Source organism: bacterium, assembly GCA_024742285.1.
Taxonomy (GTDB): Bacteria; Myxococcota_A; UBA9160; order UBA9160; family UBA4427; genus UBA4427.
In genome coordinates this window covers 521,844-539,509 of record JANSYR010000002.1, presented here as the reverse complement: position 1 = coordinate 539,509, position 17,666 = coordinate 521,844, and the positions used below count along the sequence as shown (strand labels likewise).

At 69.6% G+C, this 17,666-nt stretch carries 16 protein-coding genes; 9 read left to right on the top strand and 7 right to left on the bottom strand.

The features are described 5' to 3' along the window. Nucleotides 1-3: 3 nt before the first annotated feature. Nucleotides 4-942: an SDR family NAD(P)-dependent oxidoreductase gene (locus tag NXI30_06200; GenBank protein ID MCR9093786.1), complete on the top strand. Its 939-nt coding sequence runs from the start codon at nucleotides 4-6 to the stop codon at nucleotides 940-942. A 28-nt stretch (nucleotides 943-970) separates the two neighbouring features. On the opposite strand, the gene NXI30_06195 is transcribed toward NXI30_06200, so the two are convergent. Then, the gene (locus NXI30_06195) at nucleotides 971-1,993 is read right to left on the bottom strand and encodes a TIGR03617 family F420-dependent LLM class oxidoreductase (GenBank protein MCR9093785.1); all 1,023 of its coding nucleotides are present in this window, start codon (nucleotides 1,991-1,993) and stop codon (nucleotides 971-973) included. Between the two features lie 24 nt (nucleotides 1,994-2,017). Beyond that, entirely contained in the window at nucleotides 2,018-2,383 is a 366-nt protein-coding gene (locus NXI30_06190; GenBank protein ID MCR9093784.1) for a nuclear transport factor 2 family protein, read from the bottom strand. A gap of 92 nt (nucleotides 2,384-2,475) precedes the next feature. Here NXI30_06190 and NXI30_06185 point away from each other — a divergent pair, with 92 nt between their 5' ends. Then, complete coding sequence (locus tag NXI30_06185) at nucleotides 2,476-3,474, top strand: nucleoside hydrolase (GenBank protein ID MCR9093783.1); 999 nt, start codon at nucleotides 2,476-2,478, stop codon at nucleotides 3,472-3,474. A 9-nt stretch (nucleotides 3,475-3,483) separates the two neighbouring features. On the opposite strand, the gene NXI30_06180 is transcribed toward NXI30_06185, so the two are convergent. Then, complete coding sequence (locus tag NXI30_06180; GenBank protein MCR9093782.1) at nucleotides 3,484-4,068, bottom strand: tetratricopeptide repeat protein; 585 nt, start codon at nucleotides 4,066-4,068, stop codon at nucleotides 3,484-3,486. 109 nt (nucleotides 4,069-4,177) lie between these two features. Here NXI30_06180 and NXI30_06175 point away from each other — a divergent pair, with 109 nt between their 5' ends. Genes NXI30_06175 through NXI30_06155 form a run of 5 tightly spaced genes read left to right on the top strand, consistent with a single transcriptional unit; the run spans nucleotide 4,178 to nucleotide 10,552 of the window. Continuing rightward, nucleotides 4,178-4,765: a hypothetical protein gene (locus tag NXI30_06175; protein ID MCR9093781.1), complete on the top strand. Its 588-nt coding sequence runs from the start codon at nucleotides 4,178-4,180 to the stop codon at nucleotides 4,763-4,765. Beyond that, entirely contained in the window at nucleotides 4,762-6,771 is a 2,010-nt protein-coding gene (locus tag NXI30_06170) for a sulfatase-like hydrolase/transferase (GenBank protein MCR9093780.1), read from the top strand. The genes NXI30_06175 and NXI30_06170 overlap by 4 nt, the downstream gene beginning before the upstream one ends. After that, the gene (locus NXI30_06165) at nucleotides 6,755-8,014 is read left to right on the top strand and encodes a hypothetical protein (protein MCR9093779.1); all 1,260 of its coding nucleotides are present in this window, start codon (nucleotides 6,755-6,757) and stop codon (nucleotides 8,012-8,014) included. The genes NXI30_06170 and NXI30_06165 overlap by 17 nt, the downstream gene beginning before the upstream one ends. Continuing rightward, nucleotides 8,007-9,269 carry a sulfotransferase gene (locus tag NXI30_06160; protein ID MCR9093778.1) on the top strand — a complete coding sequence of 421 codons (1,263 nt, stop codon included), beginning with the start codon at nucleotides 8,007-8,009 and terminating at the stop codon, nucleotides 9,267-9,269. The genes NXI30_06165 and NXI30_06160 overlap by 8 nt, the downstream gene beginning before the upstream one ends. Next, complete coding sequence (locus tag NXI30_06155; protein MCR9093777.1) at nucleotides 9,266-10,552, top strand: MFS transporter; 1,287 nt, start codon at nucleotides 9,266-9,268, stop codon at nucleotides 10,550-10,552. Before NXI30_06160 ends, NXI30_06155 begins: the two co-directional genes overlap by 4 nt. Before the next feature lie 25 nt (nucleotides 10,553-10,577). Here NXI30_06155 and NXI30_06150 read toward each other — a convergent pair whose 3' ends face one another. Together NXI30_06150 and NXI30_06145 are read right to left on the bottom strand one after the other, a co-directional pair. Next, nucleotides 10,578-12,488 (bottom strand): DUF3604 domain-containing protein, encoded by a 1,911-nt coding sequence (locus NXI30_06150; GenBank protein ID MCR9093776.1) that lies wholly within the window; start codon nucleotides 12,486-12,488, stop codon nucleotides 10,578-10,580. Between the two features lie 20 nt (nucleotides 12,489-12,508). Then, on the bottom strand, nucleotides 12,509-13,636 hold the full coding sequence (locus NXI30_06145) for a phosphotransferase family protein (protein ID MCR9093775.1): 1,128 nt from the start codon (nucleotides 13,634-13,636) through the stop codon (nucleotides 12,509-12,511). 84 nt (nucleotides 13,637-13,720) lie between these two features. Between NXI30_06145 and NXI30_06140 the strand changes: the two genes are divergently transcribed. After that, nucleotides 13,721-14,740, top strand: a complete 1,020-nt coding sequence (locus tag NXI30_06140; GenBank protein ID MCR9093774.1) for a haloalkane dehalogenase — start codon at nucleotides 13,721-13,723, stop codon at nucleotides 14,738-14,740. A 14-nt stretch (nucleotides 14,741-14,754) separates the two neighbouring features. Here NXI30_06140 and NXI30_06135 read toward each other — a convergent pair whose 3' ends face one another. After that, complete coding sequence (locus NXI30_06135; protein ID MCR9093773.1) at nucleotides 14,755-15,654, bottom strand: SDR family NAD(P)-dependent oxidoreductase; 900 nt, start codon at nucleotides 15,652-15,654, stop codon at nucleotides 14,755-14,757. A gap of 160 nt (nucleotides 15,655-15,814) precedes the next feature. Between NXI30_06135 and NXI30_06130 the strand changes: the two genes are divergently transcribed. Then, nucleotides 15,815-17,011 carry a cytochrome P450 gene (locus NXI30_06130; protein MCR9093772.1) on the top strand — a complete coding sequence of 399 codons (1,197 nt, stop codon included), beginning with the start codon at nucleotides 15,815-15,817 and terminating at the stop codon, nucleotides 17,009-17,011. A gap of 99 nt (nucleotides 17,012-17,110) precedes the next feature. On the opposite strand, the gene NXI30_06125 is transcribed toward NXI30_06130, so the two are convergent. After that, nucleotides 17,111-17,665, bottom strand: coding sequence for a heme-binding beta-barrel domain-containing protein (locus NXI30_06125; protein ID MCR9093771.1), 555 nt, complete (start codon nucleotides 17,663-17,665; stop codon nucleotides 17,111-17,113). Between the last annotated feature and the right edge of the window lies 1 nt (nucleotide 17,666).

The window sequence follows — 17,666 nt, the reverse complement described above, 5'->3', positions numbered from 1 at the left end:
CGGATGAGCCGGATTCGATTCGACGAGCGGGTGGCATTGGTGACCGGGGCGGGCAACGGCCTGGGACGGGAGCACGCCCTGCTCCTCGCGGCGCGGGGGGCGCGGGTCCTGGTGAACGACTACGGCGGCGACACGGTCGGTCGGGGGCGCTCCGAGGCCCCCGCGGAGGCGGTGGTCCGCGAGATCGAGGCGGCCGGCGGGGAAGCCGTCGCGAACGCGGGCTCCGTCGCCGAGAGCGCGGACGGCGCGGCCATGGTCGAGCAGGCCCTCGATCTCTGGGGGCGGATCGACGTCGTCGTCCACAACGCCGGGATCGGCGGGGGGACCGGGCCCTTCGAAGACGTTCGCGACGAGCACGTCGACGCCGTGTTCAAGACCCATCTCTACGGGGCGATCCACGTCCTCCGCCCTGCCTGGCGTCACATGAAGGCCTCCGGCTACGGCCGGATCGTCAACACGAGCTCCTCGACGGCCCTCGGCGTCGACGGCAGCTTCGATTATCCCGCCGCGAAGGCCGGCCTCCTCGGCCTGACCCGCTCCCTCGCGCGGGAGGGCGCGACGCTGGGGATCAAGGTGAACGCGATCATGCCGCTGGCGTACACGCGCATGGCCGCTGGCGTCCCGAACAAGGAGATCCGGGACTGGATGAGCGCGACGTTCCCGGCCCACCGGGTCGCGCCGCTCGTCGCGTGGCTCTGCCACGAGGACGTACCGGTCTCGGGCGACATCTTCACCGTCGGCGGCGGACGGGCGGCGCGAGTGACGACGAACGTCTATCCGGGCTATCGCGCCGACGACGACCGCCCGGAGTCCTTTCGCGACCACTGGGACGAGGTCATGGCCGGTGGCGACCCGCAGATCGCCCTCGACGGAACCACCGACGCCGCGATGATGGACCCGGGCTTCGGCGCCCTCTCGAGCGACTCCATGAAGGCGGATTGAAGGCGGAATGAAGGCGGAGACGTAGACCTCAGCCGCCCTGCAGCTTCGCGATCGCCTTCCGTGCCGCATCGTCGTTCTTCGGATCGACGGGGACCGGAAAGAGGATCCGCTCGGCGACGTCATCGTACTGGTCGAGCAGGACGTCCGCGATCTCGTCATACGTGCCCTGGGGTACGAAGATGTCGAGCAGCTCGTCCGTCACGAGATCGTTCATCTCGCCCCACTTGCCTTCACGGGTGAACTGCCGGAGCTGCTCGCCCACGTGCTTCATGCCGTGGTACTCGAGGGTCGGCCAGTACGCCGGCGTCGACAGGGTGAAGACGAGGCTTTCGCGCGCCGCCTGCTTCTGCGCCTCGACCTCCTCCGAATTCGCGCCGGTCGCGATCATGGGTCCCGCCGTCAGCTCGATCCGCACGTCGCGGCCGGCGGCCTTGGCGCCCTCCTCGAGGCGGGGTCGCGTGACCTCGCGCAGGAAGCGCGGCTCGCTGTTGGTCGGATGGGTCTGGATGGCGTCGCCGACCCGGCCGACCGCCTTCGTCATGAGCGGGCCAACCGCGCCCATCAGGATCGAGGGCGGTCCGCACTCGAGGGGCCCGGGATTGAAGAAGGGCTGGAGCCGGTTGAGCGTGTAGTTCTCGCTCTCGAACTGGAGGGGCGCGCTGCTCTGGAACGTGTCGAAGGCCGCGCGGACCGCGCCGACGTAGTCGGTCAGCCGCTGCGCCGGCGCGGACCAGGGCATGCCGAAGCGGCCGATGATGTTCCCCTTCACCTGGGTGCCGAGGCCGAGCTGGAAGCGACCGTCGGAGTACTGCTGCAGGTCCCACGCGCCCTGCGCCGCGAGCATCGGACTCCGCGCGAACGCGACGAGGACCCCCTGGCTGACGCGGAGGCGCGTCGTGGCGCCGAGGGCGGCCATCGCGGAGAGCATGCCGTCGTGGACGGCCTCCGCCACCGAGAGGGTGTCGTACCCGAGCCCTTCGACCCGCTGTGCGTGGGGGACCACCTCTCGCAGGGAGACGTTCGCACCCATCGTGGCCGTGACTTTCAACATCTTCGTTCTCTCCAGTCGTCTGATCTAGCGAGGCACACCTTGCAGGGGAGCGTATTCCTCGACGCGCGAGAAGCGCCCGTCCGCGTCGAAGCGGAAGACGACGCAGATATCGCGGCTCGTGTAGGGCGTGCCGTCCGGGAACACGATCTCGGCCCGGTGCTGTTCGATCACCGCTCCGTCGGCGACGACGCGACGGACGTCGACGTACCGGACCGACTTCGTGCCCTTCTCCGCGAACGCGACGAGATCGTCGAGTCCGAGCGCGTCGCCATTCTGGAAGATCTCCGGCGCGTCCGCGAACCCGGCGCGGAACGTCTCGAAGTCCCGGGCTTCCGCCGCGCGGAAGAATCGGTCGACGGCGGCTTCGAGGTCGGCGGGCGCGTGCGCCATGAGGCGGACTCCAAGGAACGGGAACGGGAACGGGGCGACGGAGCGTACCCATCCGGATGCGGAAGCGCCGGTCGGGTCGGTACGCTTCGCCCATGTCCGCGCCGCCTCCGCTTCGCGTCGTCTTCGACACCGACACCGCCAACGAGATCGACGACCAGTTCGCCCTCGCCTGGGCGCTCCGTGCACCGGAGCGGATCCGACTCGAAGCCGTCCACGCGGCGCCCTTCTCCCACGGCACCTTCTTCGGCGCCCTCGCGGACGCCGCCGCACGCCGCGGAGGCCCCGCGACCCCCTTCGAGGAGATGGCCGTCGGGATGGGTCCGGACGGCGGCGCGCGACTGCTGGAGCGGGTCCCGGTCGCCGACTCCGAGCAGCGCAGCCACGACGAGATCTTACGCGTCTTCGAGGCGGCCGGCGTCGACCCGGGAGGGCGCGTCAAGCACGGCGCGACGTCGTTCATGCCGGGGCCGGACGAACCCGTCGAGAGCGAGGCGGTCGACCACCTGATCGCGCTCGCCAAGACCGCGAGTCCCGAGGTGCCCATCCACGTCGCGACGATCGGCGTTCCGACGAACGTGGCGTCGGCGCTGCTCATCGAGCCGTCGATCACGCCGAACCTCCACGTGATCTTCCTCGCCGGCTACCCGACCGGCGCGGGCCTGCCGGACGATTCGTTCAACCTCGTCCAGGACCGCCACGCGAGCAACGTGCTCTTCGAGAGCGAGGTGCCGCTCCTCTACATCCCCGGCTACCAGGTCGCGGAGGTCCTGCAGCTCGCCCTGCCCGCGGCCCGCGAGTGGCTCGAGGGACGCAGCCGCCTCGCGCAGTATCTCTTCGACACCTACACGAGCAACCCGATCGAGCCGGAGCCCGGGACGCCGGGCAAGAGCTGGGTGATCTGGGACATCATCGCGACCGCCTGGCTGATCGAGCCCGAATGGGTGCCGACCCGGACGGTCCCCCGGGCCCGGGTGCGCGCCGACCACAGCTGGGAGCCGATCCCCGGCGAGCGGGCGACGATGCAGGAGGCCTATGGCGCGCGACGCAACGCGATCTTCGGAGACCTGCTCGCGCGAGTGACCCGGGACTGAGCCCCAGCCTCACTCCTCGGCGGCGTGGGTCCGCGCGAACTCGAGGGCCCCGCGGAGGCCGGCGTACGCAGCCTCGAGTTCCGGATCGCAGCCCTCTCCGCACTCGACCCGCTCGAGATCCAGCGTCGCCAGCACGTCGCTGGCCTCGTCGATCTGGCCGAGCGCGAGCCGCGAGATGCCGAGAAATCGGTGTGCATCGTAGTTCGTGGGCTCGAACTCGATCGTGCTCTCGTAGTAGCCCGCGGCCGCCCGGAAGGCGCGCATGCAGCGAGCCGCCGTCGCCGCCACGTAGTAGATGATCGGGTCGTCGTCGATGAATCCCAGGATGAACTCGAACTTGCTCGAGGCATCGCGGCAATTGCCCTTCTTGAGGTCTTCGATCCCGCGGCGGTAGGCCTTCTTGATGTCCCGCTCGGCGACGTCCGACAGCTCGTACTGCTCGACTTCCCAGTCGAAGCGGGGGAGACGATCGATCGAAGCGAATCCCGTCCTCTGCGCCGAGACCGGGGCCGCCGCCGCGACGAGAACGACCGCTCCGACGCGCAGGATCCCGAGCGCGGCGCGGATGGACGATCGACGTCGGAACACGGTCATGACCGGATCCCTCCTCGAGCCGGCTCTAGCCGGCGCGGCCCCCTGAGAATGGCGCCAACTGCGGGTCCAGTCGAGCGCTACCGTCGCACGACGATCTCGAGGAGGGGACATGGCGGATCCGAAGGTGCTCTTCGTCCACGGACTCGAAGGGAGTCCACAGGGAGCGAAGGCGCGGCTCTTCGCAGAGCACTTCGAGGCGCAGACACCGGCGATGGACACGTCCGACTTCGAGGCCTGCGTCGCGGTCCAGCGGGCTGCGATCGAGGCCTTCCGACCGGACGTCCTGGTCGGGAGCTCGTTCGGAGGCGCCGTCGCGGTTGCGCTGCTCGCGACCGGCGCCTGGCGCGGACCGACACTCCTGCTCGCACAGGCGGCAGTCCACTACGACCCGGCCGCTTCGCTCCCGCAGGACGCGACGGTCTGGCTGGCGCACGGAACGGGCGACACGCTGATCCCGGTCGAACAGAGTCGTCGGCTGGCCGCGACCGGGGATCCGGAGCGCGTCCGCGTGATCGAGGTCGACGACGACCACCCGCTCCACGCGAGCGTCGAGAACGGTGCCCTGCTCGACTGGGTGCGCGCGCTCGCGCGGGCGGAGGGCGACGCGTCGGTCGGAGGCGTCGCAGGTGTCGGAGGCGTCGGAGGCGTCGGAGGTGTCGAAGAGCTCGACCGCGGCCGGGAGAACGGAGACTCTTGAGCCTTCGCCTCGCGTCGACCCTGGTCAGTCTGGCGATGGTCCTAGGACTCGCGTCGTGCAGCGACGACCGCGACGCGCGTACGCCCGCCGACTGGAACGTCGTGCTCGTCACGCTCGACACCGTGAGAGCCGATGCCCTCGGTGCCTACGGGCAGGTTCGGTCGACGACGCCCGTGCTCGACCGGATCGCCCGTGAAGGCGTCGTCTTCACGGACGTGACCAGCGCCGCGCCGCATACCGTCGCCTCGCACGCGAGCATCATGACCGGTCTCTACCCCTTCGCCCACGGTGCGCGGGCGAACCACGGCTTCCCGCTCGCCGCCGAGCACACCACGCTCGCCGAGATCCTCGCGGGCGCTGGACATCGCACCCGCGCCGAGATCGCCGCGCCGGTCCTCCACGCCTCCACGCGGATCGCGCAGGGCTTCGAGTCGGAGGCGCACAGCGCGGCCGCGACGCAAGGGGAGACCCCGGTCGCCCGCGCGCCGGGTGGCGGTCTTCGGCGCAGCGCCGAGAACGTGACCGCGCGGGCGCTCGAGACCCTCGACGCCCTACACGACGAGCCCTTCCTGCTGTGGCTCCACTACTTCGACGCGCATCTCCCCTACGTCGATCGCCCGGCGGATCGCGCGGCGTTCCCCGACACGCCCTACCTCGCCCAGGTTCACGCCCTCGACCGCTCCCTCGGCCGGGTCTTCGCCGCTCTCGAAGCGAATGGTCTCCGCGACCACACGCTCGTCGTCGTGACCAGCGATCATGGCGAAGGCCTGGGAGAGCACGAGGAGCCGACCCACAGCTACTTCGTCTACGACTCGACGATGCGCGTGCCGCTCCTGCTCTGGGGACCCGACGCCCTGCCCTCCGGACTTCGCATCGACGAGCCGGCCCGCACGGTCGACATCCTCCCGACGATCCTCGACCTGATGGGACGCGAGGTTCCCGCCGGACTGCACGGCGAGAGCCTCGCACCCGCGATCCGGGGCGACGGCGCCCGGGCCGGCGCGCCGATCTACGGCGAGAGCCTCGATCTCCATCGCATCTTCGGCACGACGCCGCTCCGGCTGATTCGCGAGGGGAGATGGAAGTACATCCATTCGGCGGCGCCCGAGCTCTACGACGTCGCGGCCGACCCGTCGGAACGGGAAGACCTCCTCGCGGCGAATCCCGAGGTCGCGGCGCGCCTGGCCGACCGGCTGCGTGAACTCGTCGAGCGCTCCGCACCGACGCAGGGCGAGCGACCGGCGGCGCTCAGCGCCGTGGACGTCGCGCGTCTCGAGGCGCTCGGCTACGTGATTCCGCGGGCCAGGCCGCGACTCGAGGACGAGGTCGCGCTCCTCGCGCCGCGCGGCCCCGACCCCCGAGGCCTCGCACAGGCCGCCGAGACGCTTTCACGCGCCAAGGGCGCCCTCTCCGCCGGCCGCTACCCGCGCGCGATCGAGGCGCTGTCGCCGATCGTCGGGGCCCATCCGGAGAGTGCGACGGTGCTCGCGATGCTCGGTGAGGCCTATGCGGGACAGGGCGACGAAGCGAAGGCGCTCGCGCTCTTCGACCGCGCCCTCGCCGTCGAGGGCGATCCCTGCAGCGAGACCCGCCTCGATCGCGCGCGTACCCTCGAGCGCTTCGGCCGACCCCGCGCGCGTCTCGCCGAGCTGGAAGCGGCCCTGGAAGGCTGCGCCGATTCGGCGACCTACCTGAACGAGCTCGCCTGGGCCCTCGCGACCACCCCGACCGAGGCTGGCGGCGACGGTGCGCGCGCGGTCACCCTCGCGACGCGATTGGTCGAGCTCGGTTCCGGCGAACCGGACCCCAATCAGCTGGATACGCTGGCGGCGGCCTGGTTCGCAGCGGGAGAGCCCGCTCGCGCCGCCGCCGTACAGGCCCGGGCCCTCGCGATCCTCGAGCGAAGCGGCGCGGGGCCCAGGCTGCGTGCCGGCTACGCGAGCGCCCTCGAGCGATATCGCCGGGCCACCCCGCCAGGAGGAGACGCCGATGCCCCCGTTCCGTAGCCACTCCGGTGCACTCCAGCGCCGCCTCGAAGAACACAGCCTCACGCTCGCCGAGAGCGCGCCCATCCAGGAGGAGCGACGGGTCGGTCGCGCCCTGCTGGAAAGCGCCTTCCCCCAGGCCGACCGGCGGAGCCGCTCGAAGCTCGACGCGATCGCCGAAGAGATCACGCTGAACGCGTTGATCGGCGTCGTCGACGGACGGCTCGGCGAGGACCTGCCGCGGGTGATCATGCGGCCGCCGCGCACGCTCGGAGGCCGTCACGTGCCGGGCAATCGCGGGCTCCACGACAACCCCGACACGTTCTATCGCTTGATCCCCCTCGATGATCGCTCCGACTTCGTACTGGAGGGAGAAGCCCCTACGTCCCCGGCCACCATCTTCGAGCTCTCGGGGTTGACCGCGGGCTGGCAGACCCTCGGCAACCTGACCCGCGAAGACCTGGGCATCGCCCCGGGCAGTCGTTTCCGGGTCCACTTCGGTCCCGAGCCCGGCCCCGACTGCGATCATTTCGTCCCCCTCCCCGCAGACGCGGAGATGCTGCTCCTGCGGGAGACCCTCGCCGACTGGCAGGAGCAACGGCCCTGCGCGCTCCGGATCGAGAACCGGATCGATCGCGGCGGTGAACGCACGACGGACGACGACGCGACGGTGGAACGCGCCCGCGCCCGGGTCGCGAAGTGGTTCAGCGAAGCCGTCCGCCTGACGGAGGCCCCCCTGTCTCGCCCGGCGAACGCGTTCCCGACGCCGATCCTGAGCGGAGAGCACGGCAAGCTCGTGACGATGGCCTACTCGATCGGCCACTACGACGTGAAGCCCGGCCAGGCGCTCCTCTTCGACGTCGATCCCGGGGAGGCGGCCTACGTCGGCGTCCCGATCACCAATCTCTACGGGACCACCAACGACAACCTCGCGCGGGGCGCGAGCCTCAACGATCGCCAGGCCGAGCGGGAACCGGACGGCCGTTTCACCTGCGTACTCTCCCACGAGGACCCGGGCATCGCGAACTGGCTCGATCCCGACGGCTTCGAGCGCGGCTTCGTCTTCGTGCGGTGGGCCGGCCTCGATCCCGAGAAGCCGCCGGTCCGCGCGCCGGCGATCGAGACCCGCCTGATCGAGCTCGCCGAACTGCGCGATCATCTGCCCCCCCGGACGGGGACGATCGACCCGGAGGCTCGCCGCGAGCAGCGACGCGTCCGTGAAGCCCAGCACGCCTTTCGATTCGAGGAGATCCAGGATGAGTGAGTTCGACCGCCGCGAGCGCTGGCAGCCCGCCCCCCGGCCCGAGTGGGTGGCCCGCCTCAACGAGGAAGGCGAGATCCTGAACAGCCGGAGCATCGTCCCCCTCGACGAGAACTCGCTGCTCGCCGAAGCACGACGCAATACGGGGCTCGACGACTTCGGCGACGACGGGTGGATCGATCATTTCCGCGTCCTGATCCGGGCGATCGAGGAGGAAGCCAAGCTCAACCTCATGGGCCGGATCCTGACCCGTCAGGACTTCGTGCTCTATCTCGAGACCCGACTCAGGATCCAGGACTACTACACGCGCTTCCCCGAGATCGACGAGCAGGTGATCCACGAGCCCGTCATGATCCTCGGCCACGGACGGACCGGCACGACGATCCTCCACGAGGTGATGTCGACGGATCCCCAGTTCCGGATCGTGAAGCGCTGGGAGGCGATGTTCCCTTGCCCGCCGCCGGAGGCCGCGACCTACGACTCCGACCCGCGGATCGAGCGCGCCGACAAGCTGATCACGATCTTCGATCGGGTGACGCCCGAGTGGAAGGCGATGCACAAGTTCGGCGGCGGGCTGCCGGTCGAGTGCGCGGAATACCTCTACGCCTCGTTCCTCTCGAACGTCTTCGTCTTCTCGTTCCAGATTCCGAGCTACGCCGAATACCTCCAGAAGCAGGACGTGGGCTACACGATCCGTTGGCACCAGCGCTTCCTCAAGCTCCTCCAGTGGAAGTACGGCAAGCCCCACTGGCTCCTCAAGAACCCGATCTGGATCGACTACATCCCGCGCGTGCTCGAGTTCTATCCCGACGCGAAGATCATCCTGACCCACCGGGACCCGATCACGGTCTCCGACTCGTTCACGAACGTGATGGGTACGATCTTCTGGTGGCGCACCGACGATCCCTGGGGCGGCGGCATGCTGGACGAGCTGGTGATGGCGGACGGGCGGGCCGAAACCCAGGCGAACCTCATGAAGTGGATGGAGGACGGGACCCTGAAGCCGGGCTACGTGTCGAACGTGCTCTACTCCGACTTCATGAACGACCCCGCCGACACGATCGGCCGCTGCTATGCGGACCTCGGGCTCGAGTTCGGAGAAGGCACCGCGGCCGCGATCCAGCACTATCTCGCGAACAAGCCGAAGGGCAAGCACGGGAAGTTCGAGTACGACCGCGCCCAGGCCGAGCAGATCGCTGCCGAGCGGGCTCGCTTCAGGACGTATCAGGAGTACTTCGGAGTGCCCGACGAGATATGAGCCAGCACGTCACCCCGCGTCAGGCGCGGACCGCCCTCGCCATCCTTTCGGTGGTCTACGCGGTCAACCTCCTGGACCGCCAGATCCTGTCGATGCTCCTCGTCCCGATCAAGGAGGAGCTCGGCATCTCCGACACCGCCCTGGGATTCCTGACGGGAACGTCCTTCGCGCTCTTCTACGCGACGGCGGGCATTCCGATCGCCCGTCTCGCGGATCGGAGCAATCGCGTCCGGGTGATCGCGATCGGCCTCACGCTCTGGAGCGCAGCGACCGCGGCCTGCGGCCTCGCACGATCGTTCGTCCACCTGGCCCTCGCCCGCGTCCTCGTGGGCGTCGGAGAGGCGGCGGGAAGCCCGCCCGCCCACTCGCTGATCGCGGACTACTTTCCGCCGGAGTGCCGTGCGCGATCGATCGCGCTCTACACGATGGGTGCGAGCGTCGGCATCGGCCTGGGCTACGCGCTCGGCGGCTGGCTCGAGGCGGCCATCGGCTGGCGCGGTGCCTTCTTTGCCGTCGGGCTCCCCGGGCTGGCCCTCGTCGCGCTCGTCCTGCTCGGCATGCGGGAACCCGTCCGTGGCGCCTCGGAAGGACGTCGCGCCGAGGGAGAGCAGCCTCCGGTCGGCCAGGCCCTCCGCGTGCTCTTCTCGATCCGGAGCTACCGCCAGATCGCGACGGCGACCGCGCTCTACAACGTGGCTTCCTACGGATTCATGATGTGGATCCCGACCTTCCTCACTCGCGTGCACGACATGCCGCGAAGCGAGAGCGGCGCCTGGCTCGGACTGATCGCGGCGGGCTGCGGTCTCGCGGGCGCATGGACCGGAGGCTGGCTCGCCGACTACGGCGCCCAGCGGGATCGGCGTTGGCTCGTCTGGCTCCCCGCCTGCGCCGGCACGCTGACCACGCCCTTCCTCTTCGCGTTCATCCTCGCGGACTCCGGACCGGCCGCGCTCCTCGCGTACGTGCCGATCTCCTTCCTGTCGGCGACCTGGAGTGCGCCCACGTACGCCTGCGTCCAGAGCCTGGTCTCGCTGCGGATGCGGGCGATGGCCTCGGCGGTCCTGCTCTTCGTGTTGAACCTGATCGGACTCGGGCTCGGCCCGCAGCTCGTCGGTGTGCTGAACGACGTCTTCGAGGCTCGCTACGGACTCGAGGCGATCCGCTACTCGCTGCTCCTGATCGGGCTGGGCAAGGCGTGGGGCGCGCTCCATTCGCTCGTCGCGTCTCGGAGCCTGCGGCAGGAGCTGGACGCGGCCGCGGAAGGCGTGGGCGCCCCCGCCTAGCCGGCCTCGTCCCTTCGCGGCGCCCCTATCCCGGCCGGTACCAGATCGGCGACGTATACGCGCGCTGCTGGAGCGTCGCGGGCAGCCCGTCCGGGAGCGGCGTCCCGAACTTCGCGGCGTCGTAGGTCGTCCAGCGCGGAGTCGGAATCTCCAGCACGCGCAGGTAGTACACCGCCGGGACCGACGGATCGAAGGTCGGGTCGACCCAGCCCGCGGCCAGCGCCGCATCGCCGATCGAGTTCCGGTAGCGCGCCTTCTCCACGTCGACGGTATTCCCGACGGGCTCGCGACATCGGCCGTCGGCCCCGATCGCGCGTCCGTCCGAGACCGCCACGTCGAAGATCCGTTCGCGCACCTCGCCGGTCGCCGGATCGAGCCACTGCTTCACGATCTGCGCCCGATCGAGATGCGCCCCTTCCGGGTCGCGCAGAACCGACACGAGGAATCGCGGCGCCTGCCCATCATCGGGTGCCCCCGCGAGCTCCCCGCCCATCGGAACGCCTCCGGCATACCCGACCCGCGCGACGTCCGGCGCCGCCGCGTCGGCCTCGTCGTAGCCGAAGCCACCGAAGAAGCGCACGACCATTCGCGGGCCCGTCGTCGCGTAGGTCTCCCGCCTCGCCATCGCGTCGAAGATCTCGGCCCGCGTATTCTCGCGCGCCCAGACCGCCGCGTACCCGGACGCGACGAGGGAACGCGTGAAGAGCTGCTCCGGCAGTCGTTCCGGCGACACGTCGAAATCGAAGCTCGCGGACTCGGGCATCTCGAGGCTGGAGAAGGGATCCTCTCCCCGTCCGGCGTAGGGCTCGTTGCTCGAGAACTTGCCCCAGAAGTCGGCATCGTCGGCGGTGGCGAGGCTCGTGTGCGCGTCCGTCGACCCGATCAGACCGAAGGCGAACGGGTTCGCACCGAGCTCGGCCTCGAGCGCGAGGCCACGCCCCAGGGCCGGACGAACGTATTCGCCGGCGTACATCCAGTCCTCGTGCGGGCCGATCACGCCCATCCCGGCGTACGCATCCCAGTTCTCGAAGTCCGCAAACTCGTCGTCCGGCGAGTTGAACGAATCGGCCTCGCCGTCGCCCTTGATCTGGGTCGCCTCGACGACGCGCTCGAAGCGCATGCGCGCCTCGGCGTAGGCCTTCGTCTGGGGCGTCCGGTCGAGACGGGTCTTCTCGAACATCCGCCCGGCGCTCATGTTCCCGTTGTGCGGGATCGCCATCGCCCGCCCCCCTGTTCGGGCCTCGTAGTCCGCCAGGTAGGCCCAGAGGGCCTCCGGGTCCTGACTCTCGACCGAGCTGAAGGGCGTCAGATCGCGGGTTCGGTCGGCCCCGTCGCGGAAGATCACGTTGCGATGGAGGTTCGCCGTCGCGGGCATCGAGGTCCACTCGTACCCGATGAAGGCCGTGAACTTCCCTGGCTCGTTCATCCGGTCCGCGTTCTCGACGACCCGCTTCCAGACGAAGGGAACGAACGAGCGATCGCCGACGATGTCTCCGCCGGTCGTCAGCGACACCGCGAACTCCCCGCCCACGAGACCGCGTCGCCCCTCGGCGAGCAGGCGCTTCCAGCGCTTGCCCGTCTCCGTCGCCAACAGAGCGGGATAGCCCTCTTCGAGCATCGGATAGAGACCGAGGTATTCGCTGTGGTCCGAGACGAGCAGGAAGTCCAGGGGGCGCCGCAGGCGCACGGTCTGGCCGTTGTGCGCCACCACGGCCTCGCCCTTCGCGAAGCGAAAGGCGTCGAGGGGCGTCAGGCTCTCGTTGCCGGAGCCGCCTGCGTCCGGCGACCAGCTGCTGTGGACGTGAGTATCTCCCCAGAAGACCCGGTTGGGGTGGTCGTCTTCCGCGTAGGGCGAATAGCTCTCTCGCGCGACAGAAGTCGTCGCGATCACGAGGACCACGACGACGAGGGGGACGAGAGCGGGTGCGCGGCGCATCGATTCTCCTCGGCGAAGGCTCAGAAACGGCCTTCCAGCATGTTCGCGAGCGTGTAGCGATGGGGGATGCGGTCGTCGGGGTCCTCGGTCGGCTCCCCCTGCCCGAAGTGGACCGTCCGCTCCATGATGCGCGACATGATGATCGCGTGGCGCAGTCCTCCGTAGACCAGGTACCAGCGCAGGTCTTCGACCGTGTGGCCCGTGATCCGGCCGTACGTCTCGGCGACGTCGTCGGCCAGGAGGAACTTCGGAAGCCCCGGCGCGCCGGCCTGCTCGAGCAGCACCTGGAAGAAGTAGGTGTGCATGAAGCAGAGCCAGCCGAGGTCGAGCTCCCGGGTCCCCAGGCCCGCCATCTCCCAGTCGAGGATCGCCACCGGCGCGAAGCCGTCCTCGGCGTACATCACGTTGCCGATCCGCGAATCGCCCCAGGTCACGACGGTGCTGGTCTCGTTCGGCCAGTTCGCGTCGAGCCACTCGAAGGTCCGCTCGATTAGCGGGGACCGGCGACCGCCCTCGGTCAGCCAGGCGTAGTAGCTGCGCTGGTTGTCGACGTGTCGGCGAAGCGGCGTGTCGCCCGGCTCGTCGAACTCGAGGAAGGACGCGTCGCTCTGCTCGAGGTCGATGGAGTGGATCTTCGCGATCGCCTCGACCGTCGCATCCTGGAGCTGCCGGCGCTCGGCGTCGCTCGCCTCGAAGACCCAACCCGCCGCGAGATAGGGCGGCACGTCACCCGGGACGCGGCCGCGGAGCCGCTCCATCACGAAGAAGGGCGCGCCGAGCGGTCCGGGGTCGGTCTCGAGCCAGCGCACGGCGGGGACCGGGACGCCGTAGTCTCCGGCGAGCCGGAGCACCCCGGCCTGCATCGACATGTCGTAGCTCGGAAACGTCGGCAGGTCCTGCTCCGACGGCGCCATCCGACCGACGAACTCGCCCGATTCCGTCGCGCCGCCCTCGCCCTTCCAGCTCGCATCGAAGAGCAGCGTCTCGCTCGACATCCCCGAGGACGACGGCGACGAGATCTCCGAGACCTGCGGGGCGGCGCCGTCCGGCAGCTGCGTGGCGAGCCAGTCCTGCAGACGCTGGCGGAGGACCTGGTCGTCCCGCGAAGTCCGGACGACTTCCGGATCGGTGTTCTCTTCTTCGGCCACGGCCTCTCTCCTCGATCGTTCGACCGAGGTTTAGCGCAGCGACGCGACGCCGCGCGGTCGTCCTCGACCCGTTAGCATCACACCATGACCACGTGCCCGACCCGAGGACCCGAGATCCCGATCGCCGTGCGGACCGAGGACGCGCGCTTCGAAGATCTCCCCGACTTCCCCTTCGCCCCGAACTACGTCGACGTCACGAATCCCCATGCGGAACCGGCCCTGCGCATGCACTACGTGGACGAAGGGCCCCGCGACGCACCCGTCGTCCTCATGGTGCACGGCGAGCCCGCCTGGTCGTTTCTCTACCGGAAGCTGATCCCGGTCTTTGCCGAGGCCGGATTGCGGGCCGTCGCCGTCGACCAGATCGGCTTCGGCCGCAGCGACAAGCCGACCCGTCCGTCCCACTACAGCTTCGCGAACCACATCGAATGGGTGCGTCAGCTCGTCGTCGCCCTCGACCTGCGCGACGTGACCCTCGTCTGTCAGGACTGGGGCGGGCCGATCGGCATGGGTGTCGTGGCGCGCGAGATGAACCGATTCTCTCGCATCTGCGCGGCGAACACGATGCTCCACACCGCCGAGCCCGCGCTCGAGGGGCGCCTCGAGTGGGCGGCCCACGCGAGTGGCGAGCTCGACGCGACGGTGAGCAGCGCGCTCCTCGACTGGCGCATGGCCTCGACCCGGTCCCCCGACTTCGAAGCGAGCCCTTCGATCCCCTTCGCGACCGCGCGTGGGGTGAGCGACGACGTGGCGAAGGCCTACGATGCGCCCTTCCCGAGTGAGTGGCACAAGGCGGGAATGCGTCAGTACCCGATCCTGATTCCCGTCACGCAGAGCGACGAAGGCGCTGCGATCAACCGGCAGACCTGGGCCGCCCTCGCGGACTTCGACCGACCCTTCTTGACGCTCTTCGGCGACTCGGATCCGCCGACCCGCGGCTGGGCCGAGATCTTCCGCGAGCGGATTCCCGGCGCCGCAGGTCAGCCCCACCAGACCCTCGAGCGCGCGGGGCATTTCTGGCAGGAGGACTGTGGTGCCGAAGTCGCCGCGATCCTGGTCGAATGGATCCGGTCGACGCCCGGACACCGACCGAGCCACACCTGAGCGCACGCCGTCGGTCAGTCGAGGCCGTAGCCGCCCCCTGCGTCCGCCTCGACGGCGGCCCGTTGGCGCCGGAGCTTCTCCGGCAGGTCCGCGGGCTGCCATCCATCGAGCAACGTCTCGCCATCCAGGCCGTAGACCGGCCGGTCGAGCTCGACGAGCAGATCGAGGCTGTAGCCGATGCGTGCATGGAGCGCGTCCGGGCTCGACGTGCACAACGCCATCGACGCCTCCACCATCGTCTCGAGGGGCTCGAAGAGGTCGGGATGGATCAGCCCCTTCTCGCGGGCAACCTCGAGCGGCGGCGTCAGGATCGCGGCCTGGGGCGTGAGCGCGTTGACCGCGATGCCCTGTCCCTCGACCTCCCCCGCGACGCCGACCGTCACCCGATTGAGCATCGCCTTGGTCCCGCCGTAGAGCGTGCCCGCTCTGGCGGGGCCCGAGTTCGCGAAGGGCGGCCCCGGCGGCAGCTCCGCGACCGACGTCGTCATGTTCAGGATCCAGCCCTCGCCGCGAGCCCGCATGCCCGGCAGCACCGCCGCCATGAGCTCCCACGGCGCCCACACGTTCACCTCGGCTGCGGCCCTTCGCTGGTCGCGCGCGAAGGTCTCGAAGGCCTGGTAGCCGCCGGCCGCAGCGTTGTTCACCAGGACGTCGATCGGACCGAGCGCTTCCTCGACGTGGGACACCAGGCGGTCGCGACCGCCGTCGGGGTCGGCGAGATCGCAAGGCAGCACGAGCGGCCGCGCGCCGACGGCCTCGATCCGTTCCCGGGTCGCGTCGAGCCCGGCTCGACTCCGCGCGGTGATCGCGACCCGCGCGCCTTCCGCGGCGAGCCGGATCGCGAGCGCCGTCCCGGTCCCACCCTGGCTCGCGCCGGTCACGAGCGCCACGCGCCCCTCGCATTCCTTCGGCATCTTCCTGGCCCTCCGTCCACGCGACGCGACGTGTCCGCCGCCCCCGCCATCCGCGCCAACCTTCGCAAGCGAGGCCGCGAAGCGCGAGGGCGCGGCCGGTTTCGGCTGGGTAGACTCGACACCGAGCTTTGGGCGACGCCGCGTCGCCGGGAGACCCGCCGTGCCCGAGACCCCGGTCGAATACCCCGAGATCGATTTCGCGATGGATGCCGTCCCGAACCTCCATGAGGTTCTGGCCGATCTGCGCGAGCGCCATGCCGTGGCCCCCGTCCGGTACCACGGCGCGACCGCCTACCTGATCACGCGCTTCGGGGATCTTCGAAGCGCGATGGCGGACGACGAGGCGTTTCCGTCCTGGGCGGCCTACGAGCGCCATACCGAGCCGGTCATGGGACGCACGATCCAGTGCATGGGCGGCGACGAGCACCGCCGCAACCGCGGGCTCGTATCCGCCGCCTTCCGCCCGCGCCTGATGACCGAGTTCGTCGAGGCCTTCCTGACCCCCGTCGCCCATCAGCTCGTCGACGCGATCCTCGAGGGCCAGACCAGGCCGAAGGGCCGAACCGACCTCGTCGAGCGCTACACGACCCGGTACGCGTTCACGGTCATCACGCGACTCCTCGACTTTCCGCCGACGGATTTCGCGCGATTGAAGCGTTGGGGTGACGGCCTGATCGACTTTCCCTGGGATCCGGAGGGCGCCCAGCGCGCCTCGGCAGAATTCACCGAGTACCTGAAGCCGATCATCGACGATCGGCGCGCGAAGCCCGGGGAAGACCTGCTCTCGTCCCTCGCGACCGTCGCGATCGACGGAGACTCGCTGTCCGACGAGGAGATCTTCTCCTTCCTGCGCCTGCTCTTCCCGGCCGGGGCGGACACGACCTACCGCGGCCTCGGCAGTCTCTTCTACGCCGTCCTGACCCACCGCGACGTCTGGGAGAGCGTGAAGGCCGATCCCGACCGCATCCCCGCGGTCGTGCAGGAAGCGCTTCGTTGGGAGGGGCCGACCGCGATGCTCCCGCGCTTCGCACCGAAGGACGTGTGCTGGGCCGGCGTCGACATCCCGGGCGGCTCCGAGGTCATCTTCGGGATCACCTCGGCGAACCGCGATGCGGCGGTCTTCAGCGAGCCCGATCGGTTCGACCCGGATCGCAGCGAGCGCGAGTCCCTGGCCTTCGGACACGGCGCCCACTTCTGCCTCGGCTCCCATCTCGCGCGCCGCGAGATGGAAGTGAGCCTGCGGGTCCTGTCCGAGCGCCTCCCCGACCTGGCGCTCGCCGACGGCGCCGACCCGGGGATCCAGGGAACGGTGCTGCGGGGGCCACAGACGCTCCCGGTCGAGTTCACGATTCCGTAGAGGGGTCCACCGTAAACCCCTGTTCCGAGAACAGAAACGCCGCTCCGGTCTCGGCCGGAGCGGCGTTCTCTGTCTCGGTGTCTCGAGAGAGGTCGGACCCTACACGCGGGTGAGCGTGTTCTTGTCCGTGTGGTCCATGGTCTTGCCGCCCAGGGACTTCATCTCCATCACCGTGTTCTCCTCGTAGGAGAACGTGTCGCCGTCGATCGTGTAGGACGACTCGTAGCGGGTGCACTTCGCGTTCGCGCAGAGATAGGGGTTCGACAGCACGCCCCAGTCCTCGGCGCCGATCTTCGCGTTCATCGAGAAGCTCTTCGCATCGGGCTCGCAGGTCCCCCCTGCGAGGATGGCCGACATGCGCGGGACCATGAAGCAGCGCATCACTTCCTTGCGCGCCGGATCCCAGCCCCAGAAGCCGAGCTCGGTGTGGAACACCTCGTCGGACCCGGTCCGCTTCGCGGCCGTGATGTAGTCGAGCACCCAGATCTTCTGCTGGCCGTTGTCGACGTCGCCGACGATCTTGAACGTCATCTCTTCGGTGTAGGTCTCTTCGATGATCTCGCCCTTGGCGTAGTCATAGGAGACGTTGACGCCCTGATCACCGCGCCAGGTGCCGATCAGCTTTGCTAGCGGTCCGAACTCTTCGTTGGCCATT